Origin of the sequence: Streptomyces sp. NPDC087422 (genome assembly GCF_044744145.1) — a bacterium.
GTDB lineage: Bacteria > Actinomycetota > Actinomycetes > Streptomycetales > Streptomycetaceae > Actinacidiphila.
In genome coordinates, this window is sequence record NZ_JBIUXT010000005.1 from 256,361 (window position 1) to 277,895 (window position 21,535).

The 21,535-nt window shown below is 71.6% G+C and carries 21 protein-coding genes; 9 read left to right on the top strand and 12 right to left on the bottom strand.

What is annotated here, in order from left to right; all coding sequences use genetic code 11:
• Positions 1–14 precede the first annotated feature (14 nt).
• The 3 genes from ACIO6U_RS18175 to ACIO6U_RS18185 all read left to right on the top strand — a co-directional run bounded on the left by ACIO6U_RS18175 (position 15) and on the right by ACIO6U_RS18185 (position 3,397).
• Positions 15–683 carry an STAS domain-containing protein gene (locus ACIO6U_RS18175; protein ID WP_401720154.1) on the top strand — a complete coding sequence of 223 codons (669 nt, stop codon included), beginning with the start codon at positions 15–17 and terminating at the stop codon, positions 681–683.
• Positions 583–1,728, top strand: coding sequence for a permease (locus tag ACIO6U_RS18180; protein WP_401720157.1), 1,146 nt, complete (start codon positions 583–585; stop codon positions 1,726–1,728). The genes ACIO6U_RS18175 and ACIO6U_RS18180 overlap by 101 nt, the downstream gene beginning before the upstream one ends.
• A gap of 139 nt (positions 1,729–1,867) precedes the next feature.
• Positions 1,868–3,397 (top strand): GDSL-type esterase/lipase family protein, encoded by a 1,530-nt coding sequence (locus tag ACIO6U_RS18185; RefSeq protein WP_401720159.1) that lies wholly within the window; start codon positions 1,868–1,870, stop codon positions 3,395–3,397.
• On the opposite strand, the gene ACIO6U_RS18190 is transcribed toward ACIO6U_RS18185, so the two are convergent.
• The gene (locus ACIO6U_RS18190; protein WP_391048064.1) at positions 3,350–4,174 is read right to left on the bottom strand and encodes a helix-turn-helix domain-containing protein; all 825 of its coding nucleotides are present in this window, start codon (positions 4,172–4,174) and stop codon (positions 3,350–3,352) included. The genes ACIO6U_RS18185 and ACIO6U_RS18190 overlap by 48 nt on opposite strands.
• 53 nt (positions 4,175–4,227) lie before the next feature.
• On the opposite strand from ACIO6U_RS18190, the gene ACIO6U_RS18195 reads away from it, so the two are divergent.
• Complete coding sequence (locus ACIO6U_RS18195; RefSeq protein ID WP_355335231.1) at positions 4,228–5,472, top strand: MFS transporter; 1,245 nt, start codon at positions 4,228–4,230, stop codon at positions 5,470–5,472.
• A gap of 96 nt (positions 5,473–5,568) precedes the next feature.
• Here ACIO6U_RS18195 and ACIO6U_RS18200 read toward each other — a convergent pair whose 3' ends face one another.
• Positions 5,569–6,702 carry a phosphatase PAP2 family protein gene (locus ACIO6U_RS18200; protein ID WP_401720163.1) on the bottom strand — a complete coding sequence of 378 codons (1,134 nt, stop codon included), beginning with the start codon at positions 6,700–6,702 and terminating at the stop codon, positions 5,569–5,571.
• 298 nt (positions 6,703–7,000) lie between these two features.
• A complete protein-coding gene (locus ACIO6U_RS18205) occupies positions 7,001–7,651 on the bottom strand; it encodes a CatB-related O-acetyltransferase (RefSeq protein WP_391048058.1) in 651 nt (216 codons plus the stop codon).
• 97 nt (positions 7,652–7,748) lie between these two features.
• On the opposite strand from ACIO6U_RS18205, the gene ACIO6U_RS18210 reads away from it, so the two are divergent.
• Positions 7,749–8,405, top strand: coding sequence for a TetR/AcrR family transcriptional regulator (locus tag ACIO6U_RS18210; protein ID WP_401720166.1), 657 nt, complete (start codon positions 7,749–7,751; stop codon positions 8,403–8,405).
• Positions 8,406–8,558: 153 nt separating this feature from the next.
• A complete protein-coding gene (locus ACIO6U_RS18215) occupies positions 8,559–8,921 on the top strand; it encodes a hypothetical protein (protein WP_401720169.1) in 363 nt (120 codons plus the stop codon).
• A gap of 79 nt (positions 8,922–9,000) precedes the next feature.
• Here ACIO6U_RS18215 and ACIO6U_RS18220 read toward each other — a convergent pair whose 3' ends face one another.
• The 5 genes from ACIO6U_RS18220 to ACIO6U_RS18240 form a co-directional block, all read right to left on the bottom strand.
• On the bottom strand, positions 9,001–9,972 hold the full coding sequence (locus tag ACIO6U_RS18220) for an aldo/keto reductase (protein WP_401720172.1): 972 nt from the start codon (positions 9,970–9,972) through the stop codon (positions 9,001–9,003).
• A gap of 38 nt (positions 9,973–10,010) precedes the next feature.
• The gene (locus ACIO6U_RS18225) at positions 10,011–11,102 is read right to left on the bottom strand and encodes an aldo/keto reductase (protein ID WP_401720174.1); all 1,092 of its coding nucleotides are present in this window, start codon (positions 11,100–11,102) and stop codon (positions 10,011–10,013) included.
• Positions 11,103–11,169: 67 nt separating this feature from the next.
• Positions 11,170–11,937 (bottom strand): glucose 1-dehydrogenase, encoded by a 768-nt coding sequence (locus tag ACIO6U_RS18230; RefSeq protein ID WP_401720177.1) that lies wholly within the window; start codon positions 11,935–11,937, stop codon positions 11,170–11,172.
• The gene (locus ACIO6U_RS18235; RefSeq protein WP_401720180.1) at positions 11,934–12,404 is read right to left on the bottom strand and encodes a cupin domain-containing protein; all 471 of its coding nucleotides are present in this window, start codon (positions 12,402–12,404) and stop codon (positions 11,934–11,936) included. The genes ACIO6U_RS18230 and ACIO6U_RS18235 overlap by 4 nt, the downstream gene beginning before the upstream one ends.
• Before the next feature lie 187 nt (positions 12,405–12,591).
• The gene (locus ACIO6U_RS18240; protein ID WP_401307706.1) at positions 12,592–12,921 is read right to left on the bottom strand and encodes a carboxymuconolactone decarboxylase family protein; all 330 of its coding nucleotides are present in this window, start codon (positions 12,919–12,921) and stop codon (positions 12,592–12,594) included.
• A gap of 250 nt (positions 12,922–13,171) precedes the next feature.
• Here ACIO6U_RS18240 and ACIO6U_RS18245 point away from each other — a divergent pair, with 250 nt between their 5' ends.
• The 3 genes from ACIO6U_RS18245 to ACIO6U_RS18255 all read left to right on the top strand — a co-directional run bounded on the left by ACIO6U_RS18245 (position 13,172) and on the right by ACIO6U_RS18255 (position 16,049).
• Entirely contained in the window at positions 13,172–14,101 is a 930-nt protein-coding gene (locus tag ACIO6U_RS18245; protein WP_401720183.1) for a helix-turn-helix transcriptional regulator, read from the top strand.
• A gap of 210 nt (positions 14,102–14,311) precedes the next feature.
• Positions 14,312–15,361 (top strand): NAD(P)-dependent oxidoreductase, encoded by a 1,050-nt coding sequence (locus ACIO6U_RS18250; protein WP_401720186.1) that lies wholly within the window; start codon positions 14,312–14,314, stop codon positions 15,359–15,361.
• A gap of 10 nt (positions 15,362–15,371) precedes the next feature.
• Complete coding sequence (locus ACIO6U_RS18255; RefSeq protein WP_401720189.1) at positions 15,372–16,049, top strand: HAD-IA family hydrolase; 678 nt, start codon at positions 15,372–15,374, stop codon at positions 16,047–16,049.
• Between the two features lie 25 nt (positions 16,050–16,074).
• Here the strand turns inward: ACIO6U_RS18255 and ACIO6U_RS18260 are convergent, their stop codons facing one another.
• The 4 genes from ACIO6U_RS18260 to ACIO6U_RS18275 form a co-directional block, all read right to left on the bottom strand.
• Positions 16,075–16,641, bottom strand: coding sequence for a hypothetical protein (locus ACIO6U_RS18260; protein WP_401720192.1), 567 nt, complete (start codon positions 16,639–16,641; stop codon positions 16,075–16,077).
• Positions 16,642–16,870: 229 nt separating this feature from the next.
• The gene (locus tag ACIO6U_RS18265; protein ID WP_355335199.1) at positions 16,871–17,404 is read right to left on the bottom strand and encodes a DUF2231 domain-containing protein; all 534 of its coding nucleotides are present in this window, start codon (positions 17,402–17,404) and stop codon (positions 16,871–16,873) included.
• Between the two features lie 154 nt (positions 17,405–17,558).
• Entirely contained in the window at positions 17,559–19,877 is a 2,319-nt protein-coding gene (locus ACIO6U_RS18270) for a transketolase-like TK C-terminal-containing protein (RefSeq protein ID WP_401720195.1), read from the bottom strand.
• Positions 19,878–20,037: 160 nt separating this feature from the next.
• A complete protein-coding gene (locus ACIO6U_RS18275) occupies positions 20,038–21,429 on the bottom strand; it encodes a serine hydrolase domain-containing protein (RefSeq protein ID WP_401720197.1) in 1,392 nt (463 codons plus the stop codon).
• Positions 21,430–21,535: the final 106 nt, after the last annotated feature.

Consider the following 21,535-nt stretch of genomic DNA (forward strand, 5'->3'; position numbering starts at 1 on the left):
CGAGGGCCCTCGACATGTCCGAATGGGATCGCGGACTCTCCGCGCACGACGACGACGCAGGCGCGGCGGTCCACACCTCCCGGATGATCACCCATCCGACCGACGCCCTGGCCGTACGGGTGAGCCAGCGCGCCGGCCACACGGTCGTCACGGTCAGCGGCGAGATCGACTTCACCGGCGCGGACACCTTCGCCCGCGTCCTCATCGACCATCTGCTGTGCGAGAGCGACAGCCTGAGCCTGGAACTGAGCGGCGTCGCCTTCTTCGACTGCGGCGGGCTCAACGCGCTGCTCCGGGCCCGGCGCGTGGCCGAGTGCACCGGAGCGGTACTCCGGCTGACCGCCGTCAGCCCGGCCGTCCAGCGGGTGCTGGGCCTGACCGGCGCCGACGGGCTCTTCGACTACGCCGAGGGCGAGGGGCCGCCGCCGGATCCGGGCCGCCCGCCGGAAGCGGTCCGTTCCGCCGGCGAAAGGCCGCTCCGTATGACGCGGGCGGAGACGTCATTGCCCGGATGGCAGGCCCCCACCCACGAGGATGGGGGCCATGCACCCACTCCTGCACGCGTTGTCCATCACCGGGTCGATGACGTGGGAGATCACGTGGGCGCTGATCCTGGGATTCGCGTTGTCCGCGGTGGTCCAGGCGGTCGTGCGCAAGTCCACGGTCGTACGACTGCTCGGTGACGACCGGCCGCGTACGCTCCTGCGGGCCTCGGCGCTCGGGGCGGCGTCCTCGTCGTGTTCGTACGCGGCCGTCGCGCTGGCACGCTCGCTCTTCCGCAAGGGCGCGGACTTCACCGCGGCCATGGCCTTCGAGATCGCCTCCACGAATCTGGTGGTCGAGCTCGGCGTGATCCTCGCCCTCTTGATGGGCTGGCAGTTCACCGCCGCCGAATTCACCGGCGGCCCGGTCATGATCCTGGTACTCGCGGTCGTCTTCCGGCTCACCCTGCGCGAGCCGCTGGTGCGGCAGGCCCGTGAGCAGGCCGGGCGCGGGCTGGCGGGTTCGATGGAGGGGCATGCGGCGATGGACATGTCCGTGCGGCGGCAGGGCTCCTTCGCCCGGCGGCTGCTGTCGGGCGAGGGCCTCACCTCCGTGGCGCACGTCTTCGTCATGGAATGGGCGGCGATCGCGCGCGACCTGGCGATCGGTCTGTTCGTCGCGGGGGCCGTGGCGGCCTGGGTACCCGACGCCTTCTGGGGCGCGTTCTTCTTCGACGGCCACCCGCTGGCGTCCAAGCTGTGGGGCCCGCTGATCGGTCCCGTGGTGGCGTTGCTGTCCTTCGTCTGCTCGATCGGGAACGTGCCGCTGGCGGTGGTGCTGTGGAAGGGCGGCATCAGCTTCGGCGGGGTCGTGGCCTTCCTCTTCGCCGACCTGCTGATCCTGCCCGTCCTGAACATCTACCGGCGGTACTACGGCGCCCGCATGGCGCTGTACCTGCTCGGCGCCTTCTACGCGGCCATGGTCGTCGCCGGATACGCCGTCGAGTTCGTCTTCGGCGGGCTCGGCCTGATTCCCGATCAGGCCGACGCGAGGATTCCCACCGCCGGGATCTCCTGGGACTACACGACCTGGCTCAACATCGTCTTCCTCCTGGTCGGCGCCGCACTGGTGATCCGCTTCTGGCGGACCGGCGGGATGCCCATGCTCCGCATGATGGGAGGGGCGCCCGAGGGCCCGGACGGTCAGGGCGGCGTCCGGGGGCCCGACGGCGGACCGGCCCGCTGACGCCGAATCGGCCCGCTGGCGGCGGAACGGATCACCCTCCGCAGACCCACCGACGCGACATCCCGCGCGGTGGACGTCGTATCGTCCATATAACGGATGATGTGCGATCAGTGGCCGGCGCCGCCGGAGAGCGAGGGACATGCCGAAAGCAGAACTGCCGATCCTCCAGGAACGCCGGGACGACGAGGCGGTGGCCCGCCCCCGGCGCGGCAGCGCGAAAGGCCGCTGGCTCCGGCGCGGCCGGAACAGCCTCCTGGCCGTCGTCGCGCTGCTCGCGGTCTGCGTCGCGTCCATCTGGCTGGCGGTACGTCTCACCCCGATGCAGTCCGTCACCGCGGCGGGCCAGACCGTCGAAGTGGGCGCCGTCGCGCCCGACCTCAGCCTGTCAGGACCCGGCGAACTCGACCTGTTCGGAGAAGCGCTGGCGACCGAGCCGCACTTCCAGGGACCGATCCGGCCGCGCCTGAAGCTCGCGGACATCAGCATCAACTCGCAGGTCAACCAGATCGTCCGGTCCGACGACCACGACACACTCCAGCTGACCCTCAGCCGGCAGCTGGCCGCCGGGTGGATCCGCTACTGCGTCTGGGAGCTCCTCATCGCGGCCGGCTGCGCGGCCGTCGTCGCGGTGGCCGTGGCCGGAATCCGGCGCGCCCCGCGCCGTACCACGCTGACGATGGTCGGTGTGTGCGTCCTGACCGTGAGCGCCGTCAACGCGCTCGGCGTGTACCTCATGGCGTCCGGCACTCCTCAGGCGCTCCGGCAGGTGCGTACGCTCGACGACCTGGTGGGGCGCGCGCCGACGGAGCCGGTCGCCCCGGCCAAGGGACCGCAGCTGACCGGCGTGCACGCCGTGGTGCTGGGCGACTCCACCGCCGCGGGAATCGGCAATCAGCCGGTCAAGGACCCCAGCGCGCTGGACAAGACCTGCGGGCGCAGTTCCGACGCGTTCGCCGCCGTTCTCGGCCGGGTCAACGACTGGAACGTGCTGAACCTCGCCTGCCAGGGCGCGACCGTGACCGACGGCCTCCTCGGCGTACAGCTCCGCGGCGACCAGGCCGTACCGCCGCAGCTCGCGGTGGCGCAGCGCGCGTCGAGCGCGTCGGTGATCATCGTCAGCGTCGGGGCCAACGACATGAACTGGGCCGTGCTGACGGGCCTGTGCGCCAAAGCGCCCGTCTGCGACGACAAGGCGTCCACGGCGTACTTCAAGGAGCAGCTCTCGACGTTCTCGCAGAACTACCTCGATCTGCTCCAGCAGCTCTCCGACCTCCCTCACCACCCCGACGTGCTCATCAACCAGTACTACGAGCCCTTCGGCGCCGACATCAGGTGCCTCGAAAAGGACGGCCTCACCGAGGCGAAGGTGAAGGTCCTCAAATCCCGCCTGGCCAACCTCAACGCCGTGCTCCAGCAGGGCGCGGACGCCTTCCACTTCGCCACCGCCCAGCCGGACTTCGAAGGCCACCGGCTGTGCAGCGAGCAGCCCTTCGTCCAGAACGCCGCCGACCAGGCTCCGCTGCACCCCACCGCCGCCGGTGAACTGGCCATCGCCCTCGCCGACCAGCAGGCACTCGCCGAGCTCCGCAATACACCGAGCGACGCGCCCACGGACGGCACGTCACCCGGTACCACGGACAGTTCCTCGCCCTCGGCTCCGGTGCGGTGAGGCGATCGGCCGCCGGGCGTCGGGATCGTGGCGGTAGCGGGCGGGGGTCGCTCCGAGGGCGGCGGTGAACGCCTCGATGAAGCTGGTCGGGTTGGCCCATCCGCACGCCGCCGCGGTGTGGGTGACCGTGTGTCCAGCGGCGAGGAGGGTGAGGGCGTGGTGGAGGCGCAGTTGGGTACGCCACTGCCGGAAGCTCATGCCGAGCTCGTCGTGGAAGAGCCGGGTCAGGGTCCGTTGGCCGGCGCCGACCCGCGTGCCGAGTTCGGTCAAGGTGGCGTTGTCGGCGGGGTCGTCGTGCAGGAGGCGGCTGAGCGCGCGGAGCCGGTCGTCACGTGGCTCGGGCAGGTGCAACGGTTCCTCGGAGGCGGGCACGAGCTCGTCGATGACGACGGCGCGCAGCCGGTCGAGGGCCGTCGGTGACCGGGGCGTGTCGGTGTCGTCGGTCAGGGCGAGCAGGACCTCGCGGACCAGGGCCGAGACGGCGAACACCGCGGGGCGGTCCGGGAGGCGGGCGGCGAGGGCGGCCGGGAGGAAGATGACCCGCATGTCGGTGAACCCGTAGGCCCGGTGATGGTGCTCGAAGCCGCCGGGCGTCCAGGCCAGCCGGGTCGCGGGTGCGATCCAGGTGCCTTCCCTGGTCGTGACCGACAGCACACCGGTGGCGGGGTACACGAGATGGCCCTGCCCGTGGCGGTGCGACGGGACACGGTCGCCGTGCAGGAGCGGCAGGCTGCCCATCTCCAGCGCGTTGTCGACGATGTGGCTACTTTCCGGCATCACCTGGCACTATACCGGTGGTAGGTCGGGCGGGGAATGACGATCTTGGACTCATGACCGTTTCCACCACCGGGCAACCCGTCGCCTCACTACGACCGGTGCCCTCTCCGCGCCATCACCATTTCGGCTTCTGGGCCGCGACCTGGGTCTTCCTGGCGGTGCTCGCCTTCTCCACCGCGCCGAGCCCGCTCTACGTGCTCTACGCCGACCGGGATCACTTCTCGTCGCTGATGGTGACGATCGTGTTCGCCGCCTACGCGGTGGGCGTGGTCGCGAGCCTGTCCCTCGCCAGTCACCTCTCCGACGTCCACGGCCGCCGCGTCCACCTGCTCGCCGCCGTGTGCCTGTCGAGCGTCAGCGCGGTGGTGTTCATCTTCTGGCCCGGCCTGGCCGGGCTGTTCGTCGCGCGCGTCCTGACCGGGGTGGCCGTGGGTCTCACCGTCTCCACCGCCACCGCCTACCTCAACGAATTGCACACGGGACACCGCCCCGGGACCGAGACCGTCCGGCGACCCCAACTGGCCGCCGCGGGCGCCAACTTCGGCGGGCTCGGCCTCGGCGGACTGTGCGCGGGCCTGCTGGCCCAGTACGCGCCGCACCCGCTCGTCCTGCCCTACCTGGTGCTGCTCGCCGCTCTGGTCGTCGGGGCGATCGCCCTGATCGCGTCACCCGAGACCCGCCACCGGCCGCGCCCCCTGCCGCCGTACCGCCCCCAGCGGGTCTCGGTCCCGATCCATGCCAGGCCCCGGTACTTCGGGCTGCTGGTCGAGGTGTTCGTGGCCTACGCCGGAGTCGCCATCTTCCTGGGCCTGGCCGGAACGTTCCTGGCCACGGTGATCGGCGACACGTCACTGGCGATGGCCGGGCTGGCGATCTTCATCGCGTGCGCCGTCGGCATCGTGGCCCTGGTCGCCACCGGCACGTGGCCGGTCAGGCGACTGCTCGTCGTCGGCCTCCCGATCGACCTCGCCGGCCTGGCGATGGTCGTCGTGGCGGCCTGGCTGCCCACTCCCAGCCTCGGTCTGTTCCTGGCCGGCGGCGGCGTGATCGGCGCCGGGGCCGCGATCCTGTACAAGGGGACCCTCGGCAGCGTCGTCGCCCTCTCGCCTCCCGACAAGCTCGGCGAGAGCCTTTCCGGGTTCTTCCTCGCCGGCTACGTCGGGCTCTCGCTACCGGCGGTGGCGGGCGGCATCGCGCTCCAGTACCTCACCCCTCGGACCACGCTGCTCGTCCTCGGCGCGGCGGCCGGGGCCGGGGTCCTCGCCTCTTCCTGGCTGGTCCTGCGCAAGCGTGCGTAGGCGAGCGCAGGAGCGGGGTTCGGCTGTTCTGCCCCGCAGGGAGCCGCACCGCGCCGCACCGCTGGGGAAGCGGGTCAGCGGCGCGGCGCGCGGGGCTCAGTCGAAGTGGCGGACTTCCGTGCGCGGTTCGGTCCGCGCCTCCGCCGGTGCTTCCACCGGCGGTTCGCTGAGCGCTTCGGCCCGGGCTTTCGTCGCCTTGTGGCGGCGGATCCAGAGGAGTCCCGCGCCTCCGGCGCCCAGGACGAGGGCGGCCCAGGCGACGGTCCACACGGCGGCGCGGGCCGTGGGGTGGGCCGTCAGGAGGGCAATGGTGATTCCCGCGACGTAGACGAGGGCGCCCAGCACGTACAGGCGCTGGCCCCATCGGCGGGTGCCGCGGTCGGGCTCGGCGGCGGGCGTGAAGGGGGCGGGGGAGAGCGGGGAAGGGCTCGTGTGGTCGGCAGGCTGCGTCATACGGGGGCGTCTACCCGGTGCGGGGAGCGCGACTCCGCGCGGGCGCGGGGCGGCCGAGGGGATGATCAGGATCGCCAGACCCAGCAGAGCGCAGCCCACGGCGCAGTCGAGCCAGTAGTGGTTGGCCGTGCTGACCACCACCAGGAGAGTGATCAGGGGGTGGAGCAACCACAGCCAGCGCGCCCGGGAGCGGTGGGCGGCGATCATGCCGACCGCGATGGCCAGGGCCCAGCCGACGTGCAGGGACGGCATCGCCGCGAACTGGTTGGACATGGAGTGGTTCTGCGGGGTGCCGTGGTAGACGGCGGGACCGTAGCGGGCCGCGGTGTCGACCATGCCCGAGCCGGTGAGCATCCGGGGCGGGGCGAGCGGGTAGAGCAGGTGGCCCACGAGCGCCAGCGCGGTCTGGACGACGATCGCGCGGCGGATCCACACGTAATGCGTCGGGCGGCGCAGGAACATGTAGCCGAGGAAGAGCGCCATCGCCGGGAAGTGCACCGTCGCGTAGAAGTAGTTCGCGGCGTGGATCACCGTTTCCCAGTGCATGGCGGCGCGTTGGACGAGCCGTTCGCTCGGCAGGTGCAGGGCGCGCTCCAGGCCCCACACCGAGTGCGCGTGGGGAAACGCGTCGTCCGTATGGCCGTTGGCGATTTTGCGGCCGTATTTGTAGCCCGCGTACACCGCCGCCAGCAGGGCCGCCTCGGGCAGCGCGCGGGCCAGTCGGCCGGGCCCTGGTCGGTTGACGGTCGCGATCGGCAGAGCGACGTTCCCGAACACGTTCTCCCCTGTCTCCCGGTGGCGACGTCGTACGTGACGCGTACGAGTTCGTCTGCCCTCGGTCGGCGGGTTCAGTGGCACCGGGTGGGGCCGCGGCGCGGCTACGTATCGCGGCCGGGCCACCGCCGGGCCACCGCCGGGCCGCCGTGCCGGTGATCTACCAGATCGATGACCTCGACGAGCACGGGGAGTACCTGACGGCGTCCTCGCACGTCCTCGCATGCCCTCACCGACCGGATCGGCCTGCGGCTGCTGGACGGTCGGCCGGATCGTCGTCGTAGGCGACCTGTGTGCGGTGTCAGGGCTGGTCGGTCGGCGCGGCGGCCTCCAGGTCGGCGACGGTCCCCGACATGATTGTCCGTACCTGCCCGGTGATGTGCCGCACCGGCCAGTCCCACCACGCCACGGCGAGGAGCCGGGCGATGTCGGCGGCGTCGTAGCGGGTGCGGATGAGCCGGGCGGGGTTGCCGCCGACGATGCCGTAGTCGGGGACGTCGCGGGTGACCAGGGAGCCCGCGGCGACGATCGCGCCGTGACCGATGCGTACGCCGGGCATCACCGTGGCGCCGTGCCCGAACCACACGTCGTTGCCGACGACCGTGTCGCCCCGGCCGGGCAGGTCGGTGATCAGGTCGAAGTGCTCCGCCCAGGAGCCTCCCATGGTGGGGAACGGGAAGGTGGAAGGGCCGTCCATACGGTGGTTGGCGCCGTTCATGATGAACCGGGTGCCCGTCCCCAGCGCGCAGTACTTGCCGATGACGAGCCGCTCGGGACCGTAGTGGTAGAGAACGTTGCGCGTCTCGAACGCGGTCGGGTCGTCCGGATCGTCGTAGTAGGAGAAGTCGCCGACCTCGATCAGCGGCGACTTCACCAACGGCTTGAGCAGCACCACGCGGGGGTGCTCGGGCATCGGGTGGAGCACGGTGGGGTCGGCGGGAACGGGCGGCATCGTGGAGGCGGTTCCTCTCCGGCGGTTAGAGCGACAAGCGTCGCGTTAAGATGCTGGCACGGCCCTGCCGCCTGGATCAACCGGATAATGACTGCCGATGACAGACCCGCTGAACACGACATCGGACCGCCGTCCCGGCGGTCGCACCGCCCGCGTCCGCGCCCAGGTTCTCGACGCGGTGCGAGCCGAACTGGCCGAGAGCGGCCACGAAGGACTCACGATCGAGGGCGTCGCGACGCGGGCCGGAGTGCACCGCGCCACGGTCTACCGGCGGTGGCGCGATGTCGGCGGCCTGCTCGTCGACGTCATCGGCGCCGCCGGCGAGATCGACTGGATACCGCCGGACACCGGCTCGCTGCTCGGCGATCTGACCACCCTCAACCAGGAGATCCAGGAGTCCCTGGTCGTACAGCCGTCGTTCGCCGTCGCCCTGATGGCCGCCTCGTTCCACTCCGAACAGGCCGCGCTGGCCCAGCGGCAACTGTGGGCCGACCGGTACGCCCAGTGCGAGATCCTCGTCGAGCGCGCCGTCGAGCGCGGCGAACTCCCCACCCCGCAGACAGACGCGCGGAGCCTGCTGATCGTCGCCACGGCGCCCGTCTACCACGAGCTGGTACTCCTGCGCGCCGACCCGGACCCCCGACTCCCCGAACGCGCCGCGCACACCGCGGCCCTGGCCGCCGCCGCAGGGGCCTTCTCCACCCGCCGAGCCCCGACCGCGCCACCCCACCCGCCCCCCGCCGCCACGCCATGAACCGCGCGGCACCGGCGGCGGGGCCCCTTCCGTCCGGCCTTCCGGCCGACGCGCGCAGGAAGTTGCCATCGGGGGCGTCTGGAACCGGGCGGGTGGGCCTTCCCACAATGTCGGTGACGGCCGACGCGCGTTCGGCCGCAGCAGGGGGAAGCCATGAAGCACACGCAGCGCGCCACCGCCCTCGCGGTGGCCGTGGGATCCGCCGCCGTCCTTGCCCTGGCCGCCGTGCCGTCGGCGGATGCCGCGACCGCCGTCAACTGTTCGGGCGGTTCGGTGAGGGCCGCGGGCAACCCCAACAACATCACCTCGCCGCTGACGACCACGACCACAGCCTGCCCCGGCTGGGCGGACTCCGGTCCCACGTACGTCTTCCACCTGGCCAAATTCGTGGAAGAGGTGCTCATTTCCGGGCGCTGGGTGCCCTTCAACGCCTCCAACGTCATCGCGACCTGCTCGCTGGCAGCGGTGTCCGGCACCACGATCACCGCGGGCGGCTGCGCCTACGCCGCCGGCTGACGCAGCGTCATGTCCGGTGCGCGCGGGCGCGGAAGGGTCCGACGCGGCGGAACCGCACGCCCGTCACGCGGATCCGTGATCAGAACCAGGAAGGTCCGGCGTTGACGTAGGGGGCCTCCAGCGCGGCGGCTTCCTCGTCCGACAGGCTCAAGTCGAGCGCGTCCACGGCCTGTTGAAGGTGGTGGGGTTGCGTCGCGCCGACGATGGGCGCGGAGACGAGCGGGTTGCGGAGGACCCAGGCGAGTGCGACGTGGGCCATGGGCACGCCGCGGGATGCGGCGACCTGCTGGACGGCGTCGATGACGGGTCCGTCGTGGGGGCTGTCGAAGGCCCGCACGACGTGGTCGGTACGGGAACGGGCGCTCTGTTCCCCCGCGGGGCGGGCGAGGCGGCCCTTGCCGTTCGGGGAGTAGGGAACGAGCCCGACGCCCATGTCGCCGCACATGGCCATGAGTTCGGGTTCGTCCTGGCGCCGCAGCAGGTTGTACTGGTTCTGCATGGACCCGAAACGGGTCCATCCGCCGAGGTCGGCGGCGTGCTGGAGCTTGGCGAACTGCCAGGCGTACATCGACGACGCGCCGAGGTAGCGGACCTTCCCGGCCTTCACGATGTCGTGCAGCGCCTCCATCGTCTCCTCGACCGGGGTGTCGTCGTCGAAGCGGTGGATCTGGTACAGGTCGATGTAGTCGGTGCCCAGCCGGGTCAGGGAGGCGTCGACCTGTTCGAGGACGGCCTTGCGGGACAGGCCCTCGCCGCCGGGACCGTCGTGCATCCTGCCGCGGACCTTGGTGGCGAGCACGATGTCCTCGCGCCGCGCGTACTCGCGGATCGCGCGGCCGGTGATCTCCTCGGACGTGCCCGCCTGGTAGACGTTGGCGGTGTCCCAGAAGGTGATGCCCAGGTCGACGGCCTGCCGGAAGAACGGTCCCGCCTTGTCCTCGGTCAGGGCCCACGGGTGGGCGCCGGGCACGGCCGGGTCGCCGTAGCTCATGCAGCCCAGCGCGAGCCGGCTGACCTTCAGGCCGGTGGCGCCGAGGCGGACGTACTCCATGGTGAGGCTCCCTTTCGTGCTGGACGTCCGTGGACGGATCAGTGCTGCCCGGCGCCGCCGGATTCGGCGTGCTGGTCGATGAGGGCACCGAGGGCCTCGGGGTCGTTGGCGGTGCGGTCGCGCTGGGCGGAGCCGAAAGGGCCGTAGGGGTACGGGGCCGGGTCCGGGTCGCTCGCGGTGTCCAGCGCGGTGACGGAGTCCGGGTCCAGGCGCAGGTCCGCGGCGGCGAGGTTGCCGGTGAGCTGCCGCACGGTGCGGGCGCCGACGATGGCGGAGGTGACGCCGGGGCGGTTGACGACCCAGCTCAGGGCGGCCTGGGCGGGCGTGACGCCGTTGTCCCGGGCGACCTCGCGCAGCGCGTCCACGGCGTCCCATGTGCGGTCGGAGTGCTCGTAGTTGGAGGAGGTGTACTGGTAGAGGGCGTGGTCCTGACCGGCCCTGGTGTCGGCGGCCCGCCGCGCGCCGCGCTCGTACTTTCCGGTGAGGAAGCCGCTCGCGAGAGGGGACCAGGCCAGGATGCCGAGTCCGTTGTACCGGGCCGCGGCGGTCATCTCCCACTCGGTCTGGCGGGTGGCGAGGTTGTACTGGGCCTGGAGGGTCACCGGCACCGGGAGGCCGTACGCCCGCGCGGTGGAGACCGCGAGCTGGAGCTGCCATCCGGTGAAGTTGGACAGACCGACGTAGCGGATCTTCCCCGCGCGGACGGCGGAGTCGAGGAAGGCCAGCGTCTCCTCGATCGGTGTCAGGGGGTCCCAGGCGTGGAGCTGGTAGAGGTCGACGGTGTCGACTCCCAGCCTGCGCAGGGACGTGGTGAGCGCCCGGTCCAGGTGGCGGCGCGAGGTTCCGGCCTCGTTGGGGTCGGTGCCGGTGCGCGTGCGGCCCTTGGTGGCGAGGACGACGCGGTCGGTGACCTCGTCCGGGCGCGCGGCGAGCCACCGGCCGACGGTCTCCTCGGCCACTCCGCCGTTGTAGACGTCGGCGGTGTCGAGCAGATTGCCCCCGGCGTCGAGGAAGGCGTCCATCTGCGCGAACGCCTCGTCCTCCGGCGTCTGCGGGGTGCCGAAGTTCATCGTGCCGAGGGACAGGTTGGACACCAGCGTTCCGCTGGTGCCGAGACGGCGGTACTCCATGACGTGGGCTCCTTACGTGGCGCGGGGGCGGGCGGCTGCGCGGCGCCGCCGCGTCGGACGGCGGTTGTCAGTGGGTGGTGAAGCCGCCGTCGACGGGCAGAGCGGCGCCGATGACGAAGCTGGCGCCGGGGCTGCACAGCCACAGAACGGCTTGCGCGACCTCCTCGGCGCGGCCGAGCCGTCCGATGGGCTGCTGCTTGAGGATCTCGGCCATGGCGTCCGCCTGGCTTTCGAGCATGCCGGAGACCATCGGGGTGTCGATGGTGCCGGGGCAGACGGCGTTGATACGGATGCCGCGGGGCGCGTATTCGACGGCGGCGCTCTTGGTGAGGCCGATGACGCCGTGCTTGGAGGCGTGGTACGCGGCGCGCTCGGGCAGGCCCACCAGGCCGCCGAGCGAGGAGCAGTTGACGATCGCGCCGGAGCCCTGGGTGCGCATGTGGCGCAGTTCGTGCTTCTGGGCGGCCCAGACGCCGCGCAGATTGACGGCGTTGACGCGGTCGAAGTTCTCGGCGCTCTCGTCGGCGGCGTCCGTGGGCGGGGCCTGGATGCCGGCGTTGTTGAAGGCCATGTCCAGGCGGCCGTAGGCGTCCACCGCGCGGTCGACAGCGGCGGCGGCCTGGGCCTCGTCGGTGACGTCGCAGACCACGCCGAGGGCTTGGTGACCGGCGTCGGTGAGTTCCTTGGCCGCCTTGTCCACGGCGTCCTTGTCGACGTCGGCCAGGACGACCGCGGCGCCCGACCGGGCGAAGGCGCGGGCGGTGGCCAGGCCCATGCCGGAGGCGGCGCCGGTGACCAGGGCGACCTGCCCCTCGAAGCTGTACTGGGGGTTCACGGGAGGGTTTCCAATCTCCGGGCCGGTGTCATTCGCGACCCGTATGGCGCGGGGGAGGAGGGCGGTGTGCGGAGCAGGGCGGTCCGGGGGCCGGTGTACTCGGCGTCGCCGACGTGTTCCAGCCAGTCGACGTCGTCGCCCTCCCACAGCGCGATGTGCGCCATGAAGCGGTCCGGCGCGGCGCCGTGCCAGTGCACCTCGTCGGCGGGGGTGACGATGACGTCCCCGGGGCGGGCCTCGACGATGTCGCCGCCGCGGGACTGGACCAGGGCGATGCCCTCCACGATCCAGAGGGTCTGGCCCAGGCCGTGCGAGTGCCAGGCGGTACGGGCGCCGGGCGCGAAGCGCACCATGTTCATCCGCACGCGGGACGGGTCCTGGCCGCGGTGGATCACGTCCGCCCACGCGTCTCCGGTGAACATCTCCGGCGGCAGCTTCGCCGTCGCGGGAGGCTGGATGATCTCCATGGTCGTCTCTCCTTGTGTCCGTGAAGCGGCGGCCGACTCACGCACGGCGGGTGACGGCCGCGCGCGGAGCGAAGCCGGGCCGGGCGGTGTCGGCGAGTGCCTGGCGGGCCCTGCGTCAGGCGGTGTCGGCGAGTGCCTGCCGGGCGGCGGGTCACGCGGTGTCGGCGAGTGTCTGGCGGGCCCTGCGTCAGGTGCCGTCGGCGAATACCTGGCGGGCGACCGTGAGCGCGGACATGGCCTTGGGCCATCCGGCGTAGAACGCCAGGTGCGTGACCGTCGCGATCAGCTCCTTGTCGCTCAGCCCGTTCTCCCTCGCCCTGCCGAGGTGGAACGCGAGCTGCTCGGTGCTGCCGCTGCTGATCAGACTGGCCACGGTCACCAGGCTGCGGTCGCGCGGGGACAAGTCCGGGTCTTCCCACACCTGCCCGAACAGCACGTCCTCGGTGTATCCGGCCAGTGCCGGGGCGATGTCCCCGAACTGCTGACGCGGTCCTCCGGGCTGCTGGTCCTCCGGCATCACGGTCTCCTTCCACGGGGGCCCGGCGCCTTCTCATGCGACGGCGCGGGTGCCTTCTCGAACGACGGCGCGGGCGTCTGTCCGCTTCCATTCCGCCCTGCCCTCACCGGGGGTGCCAGCGCAGCGGCGGACGGCCGTCAACCGGCCTGTCAACGATGAAACGGCAGGCCGCAGGCGTGCGGAAGGACCCGTTGATACGTGTACTGGCAGTACACCCCTCACCGCTCGGGATCGTCGTAGCCTCGAAGGCATGGACAACCGCAGCGAGGTCCGCGAGTTCCTCACCAGCCGCCGCGCCAGGATCACCCCCCAGCAGGCCGGTCTGCCCGCCGCAGGCCACCGCCGGGTCACCGGGCTGCGCCGCGAGGAGGTCGCGTTGCTCGCCGGGGTCAGCGCCGAGTACTACGCCCGCATGGAACGCGGCAACCTCTCCGGCACGTCGGAAGCCGTCCTGGACGCCCTCGCCCGCGCCCTCCAACTGGACGAGTCCGAGCGTGCCCACCTGATGGACCTGGCCCGTACCGCCAGCTCCACCCGGCGCCCCGCACGCCGCCGGACGGCACAGCCCGTCCGGCCCGGTCTGCGGCAACTGCTGGACGCGATGACCGATGCACCCGCGTTCATCCGCAACGGCCGCCTCGACATGCTCGCCACCAACCGCCTCGGCAAAGCCCTGTACTGGCCCCTCTTCCAGGACCCCGCCCGCCCGGTCAACATGGCCCGCTACCAGTTCCTCAATCCGGGCGCCGACCAGTACATGACCGAACTCGACACGCAGCGCGCCTCCGCCGCGGCCCTGCTCCGCACCGAAGCGGGAAGGGACCCCTACAACCGCGAACTGAGCAACCTGATCGGCGAGTTGTCCACCCGTAGCGAGGCATTCCGTACGCTGTGGGCCGCGCACAACGTCCGCCTGCACCACACCGGCGTCAAACGCTTCCACCACCCCGTCGTCGGCGACCTCGACCTCGCCTTCGAGGCCCTGCCCGTCCCCACGGACCCCGGCCTCACCCTCACCGCGCTCAGCGCCGAGCCCGGCAGCCCCGCCCACGACGCGCTGAAACTGCTCGCCACCTGGTTCGCCACCCTCGAACCCACCGGACCCGACCCTCGGCCCTCCGTCGGCGCCGAGCACCATTCCCCCGGCGGCGCGGAGCATGGCGGCCACCTGCACCAGTGAGCCCCGGCGCCACCTGACACCGGCCGACGACCCGGCCCGGCGCCCCCGCTCATGAACGCGTGATGACGTCCGCGATGGCAGGCTGGCGGGTGTGGCCGTGCCCACAAGGCCGCCGCCGCTGGTCGGCCTCCTGGCCACTGGCGCCAAGCCAAGGGCGGCGGGCCGTGACCTGGTCGTCCGAAGTCCCGACGTACATACGCGAGGAGCCCTATGAGCACGCCCGCCCCCGATCCAACCCCCGCACCCGCCAGGCCAGTTGTGGTCCTGCGCCCCGCCCCGCAGCGCACGGACCGCATCTTCACCCCCGCCGCCCTGGGGTCGCTCCGCGACCGCTTCACCGTGGTGGACCTGGAGAAGGAGCCCTCCGAGGAAGCGCTGGAGGAGGTCCTGCCCGACGCCTTCGCGATCGTCGGACAGCCCGACCTTCCGGCCCAACGGCTCTCCCGCGCGGGCAGGTTGCGGGCTCTGCTCAATGTCGAAGGCAACTTCTTCCCCAACGTCGACTACGCGACCTGCTTCGAGCGCGGCATCCACGTCCTGGGCTGCGGCCCCGCCTACGCCCCGGCCGTCGCCGAGTACGCGCTCGCCCTCGCGCTCGACCTCGCCCGGGGCATCAGCCGGGAGGACCGCGCCTTCCGCGCGGGACAGGAGCGGTACGTCTCCGACGGCAACGCGGACGCCGTACTGCTGCAAGGCTCCGACGTGGGCCTGGTCGGTTTCGGCAACCTCGGCCGCGGCCTCAACCGCCTCCTCGCCCCCTTCCGGCCCACCATCCGTGTGTACGATCCCTGGCTGCCGCCCGGTGTCCTGCGCGAACACGGTGTACTGCCCGCCTCGTTGGACGAGACCTTGTCCCGCAGCCGCTTCGTGTTCGTGCTGGCCACCGTCACCGACGAAAGCCGCCACCTCATCGGCGAGCGCGAGCTCCACCTGCTCCCGGACGGCGCCCGGCTCGTCCTGGTCAGCCGCGCCCCGGTCGTCGACTACCCGGCGCTCCTCTCCCACGTCGCGCGCGGGCGCCTCATGGCCGGCATCGACGTCTGGCCGGACGAACCGGTCGCCCCCGACGCCCCGGCCCGCTCCCTCGACGGTCTCGTCCTGTCCGCACACCGCGCGGGCGGCATCCCGGCGGCCTTCGAGACCATCGGCGACATGGTTCTCGACGACCTCACCCTCATCGCCCAGGGACTTCCGCCCGCCCGGATGCAGACCGCCGCCCGTGAACTGGTCGGCCGCTACCGCAACCGCCCCGTGACCTGAGGGACCGTCCATGACCGCACAGCCCTACCCGGCCTCCGCGCTCGACATCCCCTGCGACGGCCTGCTCTTCGACAACGACGGGGTCCTGGTCGACTCCGATCACGGCGTCGACCGGGCATGGAGCCAATGGGCCCGTGACCGCGGCCTGCCGCCGGAACAGGTGACCGCCATGGTGCACGGCCGCCGGTCGGCCGACACCGTCGCCCTCCTGGTGACCGACCCGGACGAACGGCCGGCGGCACTCGCCGCGATCGACCGTATGGAGGTCGAGGCCGCAGGCACCACCACAGCGCTCCCCGGCGCCCTCGACCTCCTCACGAGCCTGCCGCGCGAGCGGTGGGCGGTGGTCACCTCCGGAGTCACCCTCCTGGCACGGGCCCGCCTCGCGGCGGCGGGACTGCCCACTCCGCCCGTGCTCATCACCGCGGACGACGTCAGCCACGGCAAACCAGCCCCTGACGGCTACCGCGCCGCGGCCCGGAAGCTGGGCTTCGCCCCGGCCCGGACGGTCGTCTTCGAGGACAGCGCCGCGGGGGCGGCGGCCGGCGCCGCGGCAGGCGCGGTCGTCGTCGGGGTCGGGCGGCGCGCACTGGCCACCCACGCCCCCGTCGTCGTCCGCGACCTGCGCGGCCTCGCCTGGCACGACGGCGTACTCAGTCTCGCCGCCGCGGACCTGCTGCGCCGGTGAGCGGCGTGATGGACGGGACCGCGCCTCAGTACCCGCCTCCGCCGCTGGCGGAGCCGGTCGACGGTGAGGCCGACGTGGAGGCCGCGGTGGTGACCGCGTTGCCGCTGGGGCTGACCACGTACCACAGCGCGCCGAATTCGTTGAGGCCCTGGCCGTTGGTCTCTCCGGGCTTGGTGTCCTTGGCGAAGTAGTACAGCGGGTGGCCGTTGTAGGTCACTTGGGTCGAGTGGTCCGACCGGGTGCTCGTTCCGACCATTGAGGCGGTCACGCCGCTGTTGTGGGGCTTTCCGGTCGTGGTCTGCGGGGGCCAGGCCCGCGTGCAGGATCCGTTGCAGGTCGACGTCTTCCCGGTGTCGGCCTTGAACAGGTACAGGGTCCTGCCGGAGGCGTCGACCAGGATCTGACCGAGCGGCGAGTTGGCTGTCTTCACCGTGGCGGCGCCGCCGGTCGACGCGGAGGCGCTGGCGCTCGCGGTGGTGGCGCCGGCGCTGGAATGGGGGGTGAGGGACGTCGTGGAACTGGAGCTGCCGCATCCTGAGGCAGTGGCCACAACGGCGGCCACGCCAACGGCGAGGGAGATGACGCGCTTCATGACAGACCCCTTGACCTGGGGGGATGTGGTGACACCGACGCGCCGACGGCGGGCCGCGGCACCAAGTTACGCACCGGCGCCCCGCCCCCTTGCCCGGTCGAACCGCCCCACGCCGAACCTCACCCGCGCGGGTGACCGAAGGGCCGCGACGGCGTCCCGTTGACCTCACAGGCAGGTCCGTGGACATCAGCCGATCGGAGTCCTTCGGCGCCGAGGTGCGGAGTGCCCGTCAGCCGTTGTGTCCCGACGGGTGCTTGTCGTAGTTGTCGTTCCAGGACGCCTTCGCGCCGGAATCACCGATGCGGTACACGTCGACGACCGCGCCGGCGGACACGATCACCGCCACTACGGCGGCGGTCGCGCGCACAGCCGTCGGCAGGCTCCGCCGCGCGCCGGCGGACGGAACGCTCTCGGCGGCCGGCTCCCCGGACCGTGCGGTCCGGCGCCCCAGCCACCAGACCCCGAGCGTCACGAGAAAGAGCCCTATCGCCCACGGCAGCAGACCGTCGCCCAGTTCCGCGTGCTTACGCACCAGAGGATCGTCGCCCACACGGGCCTTGAGCCACTCCCCGGCATGCGTCGTGACCGGCACCAGCGCCAGGGTCACCAGCCCCAGCAGCGGAAGCGACAGCCCCATGCGCCGGGCATACCGGGGCTGGACCGCGCAGACCACCGCGGCCAGGGCCGTCAGCGGCACCAGCACCACCACGAAGTGCACGAACAGGACGTGCGCCGGAAGGCCGTTGATATGCGTAAGACTCATGGGGGCTTCTCCACGGACGAGGACGTGCGCAGCGGGCCCACCGGGCAACCCGGCCGCCGCTGCTCGGAAGGAGATCGCAGCCTTCCACGCCAACTTCTCAAGTCCTTCTGAAATACGGCCCGCCGGCAGCCGTCCGCCCAGCGGAGTCCCCGGCTCAGCGGCCGGTCAGGCTGAGCGCGACATCGACGATCGTCGCTGTGTCGATCCCGTGAATCCTGTAGGCGTCTTGGAGGGCGGACGACTGGCCGAACTCGGTGACGCCGAGGTTTTTGGTCCGGTCACCGCGCAGCCCCGCGAGGAAGGCAAGCGTGTGGGGGTGGCCGTCCATGACGGTGAGCAAGGGGGCAGGGCTCTCCGAGGGAAAGAGAGCCGAGGCGATATCGCTCCCCTTGCCTTGCGCGGACCGGAAGATGAGGTCCGGGCTCGTCAGGCACACGATGCCGGCGGTCACACCGAGCCCGGTCAGGGCATCGGCCGCCGCCACGACCTCAGGCATGATCGCTCCCACCCCGACCAGGGTGACCCGCTCGTCCGCGACGGGATGATCGGTCAGGCGGTAGCCGCCGGCAACGGCATGGCGTCGGCGGCGCTCCAGCAGGAGAGGGTCCTCGGGCAAGCGGGCAAGCGCTTGGTCCATCGGGCGGGTCGAGAGCCGGAAGTACGCCGACGTCCCGCCGGGGACCCCCACGTGGTCGATCGCGTTCAGGAAGCACCACTCGAGGTCCTGGGCGAACGCCGGCTCCCACGCGACGCAGCCCGGCTGCTGCAAGCCGATCGACGGAGTCGTGATCGACTGGTGCGCTCCTCCCTCGGGAGCGAGGGTGACGCCCGACGGCGTGCCGACGATGATCGACTGACCACCGGCGTAGATGCCGTAGGACCAGGGTTCCAGGGCTCGTGAGAGAAACGGGTCGTAGATGGTGGCGATCGGGACCAGCCGCTCGGCCCACCGCGACCAGGTCGAACCGAGCTCGCTGAGCAGGCTCACCAGGTTGACCTCGGCGATACCGAGCTCGATGTGCTGACCACCGGCGCCCTCGGACCATTTGAGAACCCGTTCGGGGTCATCGGCGAACCAGTCCGGTCGGTCCGCGACCGACCAGACCCCCGTCTTGTTGATCCAGCCGCCGAGGTTGGTCGAGGACGCGACGTCCGGACTACAGGTCACCACGCGGCGTGCCACTTCTGGTGCCTCGCGGGTCAGATCGGTGAGAAAACGACCCAGAGCCGCCTGGGTCGAGATCGGAGCGCGGTGCTTCCGGGACAAGGCGGCGGGAACGGCATCGGGCCGAGGATTCGTGACAGCGGCGCGCCGCCGCAGGGCGTGCCCGCGCTCCGCGCACAGCGTCGCCGCGAAGGACCCGTCCTGGAACCGTCGCCACGGGTCGGCCGGGTTCGCGCCGACCGACTCGGCGAGCGCCACCATCTGGACGTCGGTGAGCAAGGCAGAGTGGTTGTTCGGATGCCCTTCCGTAGGCAGGCCGCGCCCCTTCACCGTGTAGGCGAAGACGACCGTCGGCCGATCCGGATCCACGTGGGCGAAGGTGTCGAGCAACAGGCCGATGTCGTGCCCGCCCAGGTCCCGCAGGGCCACCGCGAGATGGTCGGAGGGTACCGACCGCAGTAGCTCGCGCAGCGCTTCGGACCCGTCGTCGCCGACGATCCGGTCGGCGATCTGCTCGGCGTCGACACGCAGGAGGCGCTGGTACTCCTCGTTGGGCATCGTCTCCAGCCGCGTACGCAGGTCGTGCCCTCCGGGACGGTCGAAGAGCGCGCTGACCTTCCGCCCCCACTTGAGCGTGATCACCTGCCACCCGGCTGCCTCGAACATGCCCATGAGGCGGTGGATCTGGACGTCGGGCACGATGCGGTCGAGCGACTGGCGGTTCAGGTCGACGACCCACAGCAATTCGCCCATCTTCGCCGTGGAGGGGTCCGCGACGGCCTCCCAGACCGCGCCCTCGTCGAGCTCGGCGTCCCCGAGAAGGCTGATGAAGCGGCCTGCCTCGGGCGTGGAGTCGAAGTGCGAGGTCAGATAGCGGTGGGACATGGCCGCCCAGAGCGCGGCAGTCGCCCCGATGCCGACCGAGCCGGTGGAGAAATCCACGGTGTCGGGATCCTTGAGCCGGCTGGGGTAGGACTGCAACCCTCCCTTGGAGCGGAGTGTCGTGAGGTACTTGGCGTCAAGGTCGCCGATGAGGTAATTGATCGCGTGGAGTACGGGGGACGCGTGCGGCTTGACCGACACCCGGTCGTTCCGGGTCAGCTCGGCGAACCAGAGCGAGACCATGATGTCGACCATCGAGGCGCTGGACGATTGATGGCCCCCGACCTTGACGCCACTGGCGTTGGGACGGCCGCGGTTCGCCGCGTCGACGATCGACGTGGCGATCCAGAGCACCTTGCGGGCGATCTCTCGCAGCACCTCCTCCGCGGGAGCCGCCGATGCCACGGAAGAGGAGGTCACGGTCATCGGATTGCCTCGCAGACATGCGGTGGACGCGCGCGGTGTACGCGCCGCGACGGGGTGGGATGACACGGACGACGACCTCCGGGGCGCGCCGGACCGCCCGGCCGCCGCGCGGCCCGCGTACCGCCGGCCGTCACGGCGCAGAGGACTCCGACCGGGGCGGTCACCGCGAAGTGGCTTCCGACCGGGGAGCAACCCGCATCTGCGACGCGAGGTGGGTCGCGGGTCCGCCGGGCCCGTCCGCCCAGAGGAAGGTGGCCGCCACCGGCTCGGTCACGGGCGGCATCGACATGAGGAACGTCGTTCCGCCCGCGTAGGTCATCGGCGTCGAGAAGTCCCCGTGGAAGTCTGCCCACCGGCCGCTCGTCGTGAAGGACGCGATGAGACCCGATGCCTCCGCCCGTACGTCGATCGTCGCCTCGTCGCTCATCCGGAACCGCCCGACGTACGGCGTGACGTCGATGTCCGCCTCGACCGGGCCCGGCGTGGTCGGCAGGCCGACGCCGACCAGCTCCCGCAACAGCTCGGACACCAGCTCGTCACCCATGCCCTGGATGTCACCGCTCGCCATGACGCAGACGGCGACGCCGTGCTCGGGCGCCAGGACCAGCCGGGACTGCTGACCGCAGGTGCTCCCGATGTGGCCGACGATCCGCGGCTCGAGACGCTCGATCGACCATCCCCAGCCCCACGCGGGACCCCGGCTCGGATCCGGCTGCTCGATGTGGGGCTCCCGCATGGTCCGCGCGGTCCGCGGACTCATGAGTCGCGCGCCGGAGGGCGCCAGACCGTCCTCGAGGTGGTGCCGGGCGAATGCCAGGAGGTCGGCCGGGGTTGCCGCCAGCGTCCCCCCGCACGGCCCCGACGTCCGTGGGTCGAGCCAGGTCGAGACCGGCGTGAGATCGTACGACCCCGGCGCCGCCGGTACGTGGCCGACCACGAGCGGTCTCGTCATGGTCTCCTCGGGAAGCGTCGAGGTGCTGCCGAGCCCCAACGGTTCGATGAGGCGCGTCCGCAACGCCTCGTCCCAGGTCGATCCGGTCACGCACTCGATGAGCCGGCCCAGCACGTTGTACCCGGAGTTGGAGTAGGAGAACACCGCTCCCGGCCGGTGCAGCTGAGCCAGGCCGCTGTAGCTCTCAACGATCTTCTCGACGGCGTCGTCGCTCCGGACGTCCGGCTCGGCGGCATCGCCGAAGAACCCGCCGGAGTGCGAGAGCAGTTGCCCGACGGTGACGGTGCGCGCCACCTCCTCGTCCTCCAACCGCAGCGGCGGCGTCAGGTAGTGATTCACCGGCGAGGACAGGTCGACCAGCCCCTCGTCCACGAGCTGGAGGACGAGCGTCGCGGTCCACACCTTGGTGATGGAGGCGAGCAGGAACACCGAGTCCGTCGTCACCGGAACGGTCGTACCCAGCTTCGCGATCCCGGTGGCGACGACCGTGGTCCTCCCGTCGACCAGCACGCCGGCCGCCGCCCCCGGGACGCCGTACCGATTCGCGAGATCGTCCAGGCGCTGCTGGAACTCCCGTCGGTCCACCCTTGGTGTCGTCATATCGGACAGTGTGCCGGGCCGCTGCCCTGGATTCGTTGTCCGGCCGTACGAAGAGCGCCGCTTGTCTTCGGCGCCACTCACCAATCACGCCGTCGGAGCGGCGAGG

Bases quoted from the DNA above. Each gene is read 5' to 3' on its own strand.
- ACIO6U_RS18175 (WP_401720154.1), top strand. From the start codon at position 15: ATGTCCGAATGGGATCGCGGACTCTCCGCGCACGACGACGACGCAGGC.
- ACIO6U_RS18180 (WP_401720157.1), top strand. From the start codon at position 583: ATGACGTGGGAGATCACGTGGGCGCTGATCCTGGGATTCGCGTTGTCC.
- ACIO6U_RS18225 (WP_401720174.1), bottom strand. From the start codon at position 11,102: ATGGAGTACCGCCGTCTCGGCACCAGCGGAACGCTGGTGTCCAACCTG.
- ACIO6U_RS18265 (WP_355335199.1), bottom strand. From the start codon at position 17,404: ATGAGTCTTACGCATATCAACGGCCTTCCGGCGCACGTCCTGTTCGTG.
- ACIO6U_RS18215 (WP_401720169.1), top strand. From the start codon at position 8,559: ATGAAGCACACGCAGCGCGCCACCGCCCTCGCGGTGGCCGTGGGATCC.
- ACIO6U_RS18235 (WP_401720180.1), bottom strand. From the start codon at position 12,404: ATGGAGATCATCCAGCCTCCCGCGACGGCGAAGCTGCCGCCGGAGATG.
- ACIO6U_RS18195 (WP_355335231.1), top strand. From the start codon at position 4,228: ATGACCGTTTCCACCACCGGGCAACCCGTCGCCTCACTACGACCGGTG.
- ACIO6U_RS18205 (WP_391048058.1), bottom strand. From the start codon at position 7,651: ATGCCGCCCGTTCCCGCCGACCCCACCGTGCTCCACCCGATGCCCGAG.
- ACIO6U_RS18240 (WP_401307706.1), bottom strand. From the start codon at position 12,921: ATGCCGGAGGACCAGCAGCCCGGAGGACCGCGTCAGCAGTTCGGGGAC.
- ACIO6U_RS18255 (WP_401720189.1), top strand. From the start codon at position 15,372: ATGACCGCACAGCCCTACCCGGCCTCCGCGCTCGACATCCCCTGCGAC.
- ACIO6U_RS18250 (WP_401720186.1), top strand. From the start codon at position 14,312: ATGAGCACGCCCGCCCCCGATCCAACCCCCGCACCCGCCAGGCCAGTT.
- ACIO6U_RS18275 (WP_401720197.1), bottom strand. From the start codon at position 21,429: ATGACGACACCAAGGGTGGACCGACGGGAGTTCCAGCAGCGCCTGGAC.
- ACIO6U_RS18210 (WP_401720166.1), top strand. From the start codon at position 7,749: ATGACAGACCCGCTGAACACGACATCGGACCGCCGTCCCGGCGGTCGC.
- ACIO6U_RS18270 (WP_401720195.1), bottom strand. From the start codon at position 19,877: ATGACCGTGACCTCCTCTTCCGTGGCATCGGCGGCTCCCGCGGAGGAG.
- ACIO6U_RS18220 (WP_401720172.1), bottom strand. From the start codon at position 9,972: ATGGAGTACGTCCGCCTCGGCGCCACCGGCCTGAAGGTCAGCCGGCTC.
- ACIO6U_RS18245 (WP_401720183.1), top strand. From the start codon at position 13,172: ATGGACAACCGCAGCGAGGTCCGCGAGTTCCTCACCAGCCGCCGCGCC.
- ACIO6U_RS18185 (WP_401720159.1), top strand. From the start codon at position 1,868: ATGCCGAAAGCAGAACTGCCGATCCTCCAGGAACGCCGGGACGACGAG.
- ACIO6U_RS18190 (WP_391048064.1), bottom strand. From the start codon at position 4,174: ATGCCGGAAAGTAGCCACATCGTCGACAACGCGCTGGAGATGGGCAGC.
- ACIO6U_RS18260 (WP_401720192.1), bottom strand. From the start codon at position 16,641: ATGAAGCGCGTCATCTCCCTCGCCGTTGGCGTGGCCGCCGTTGTGGCC.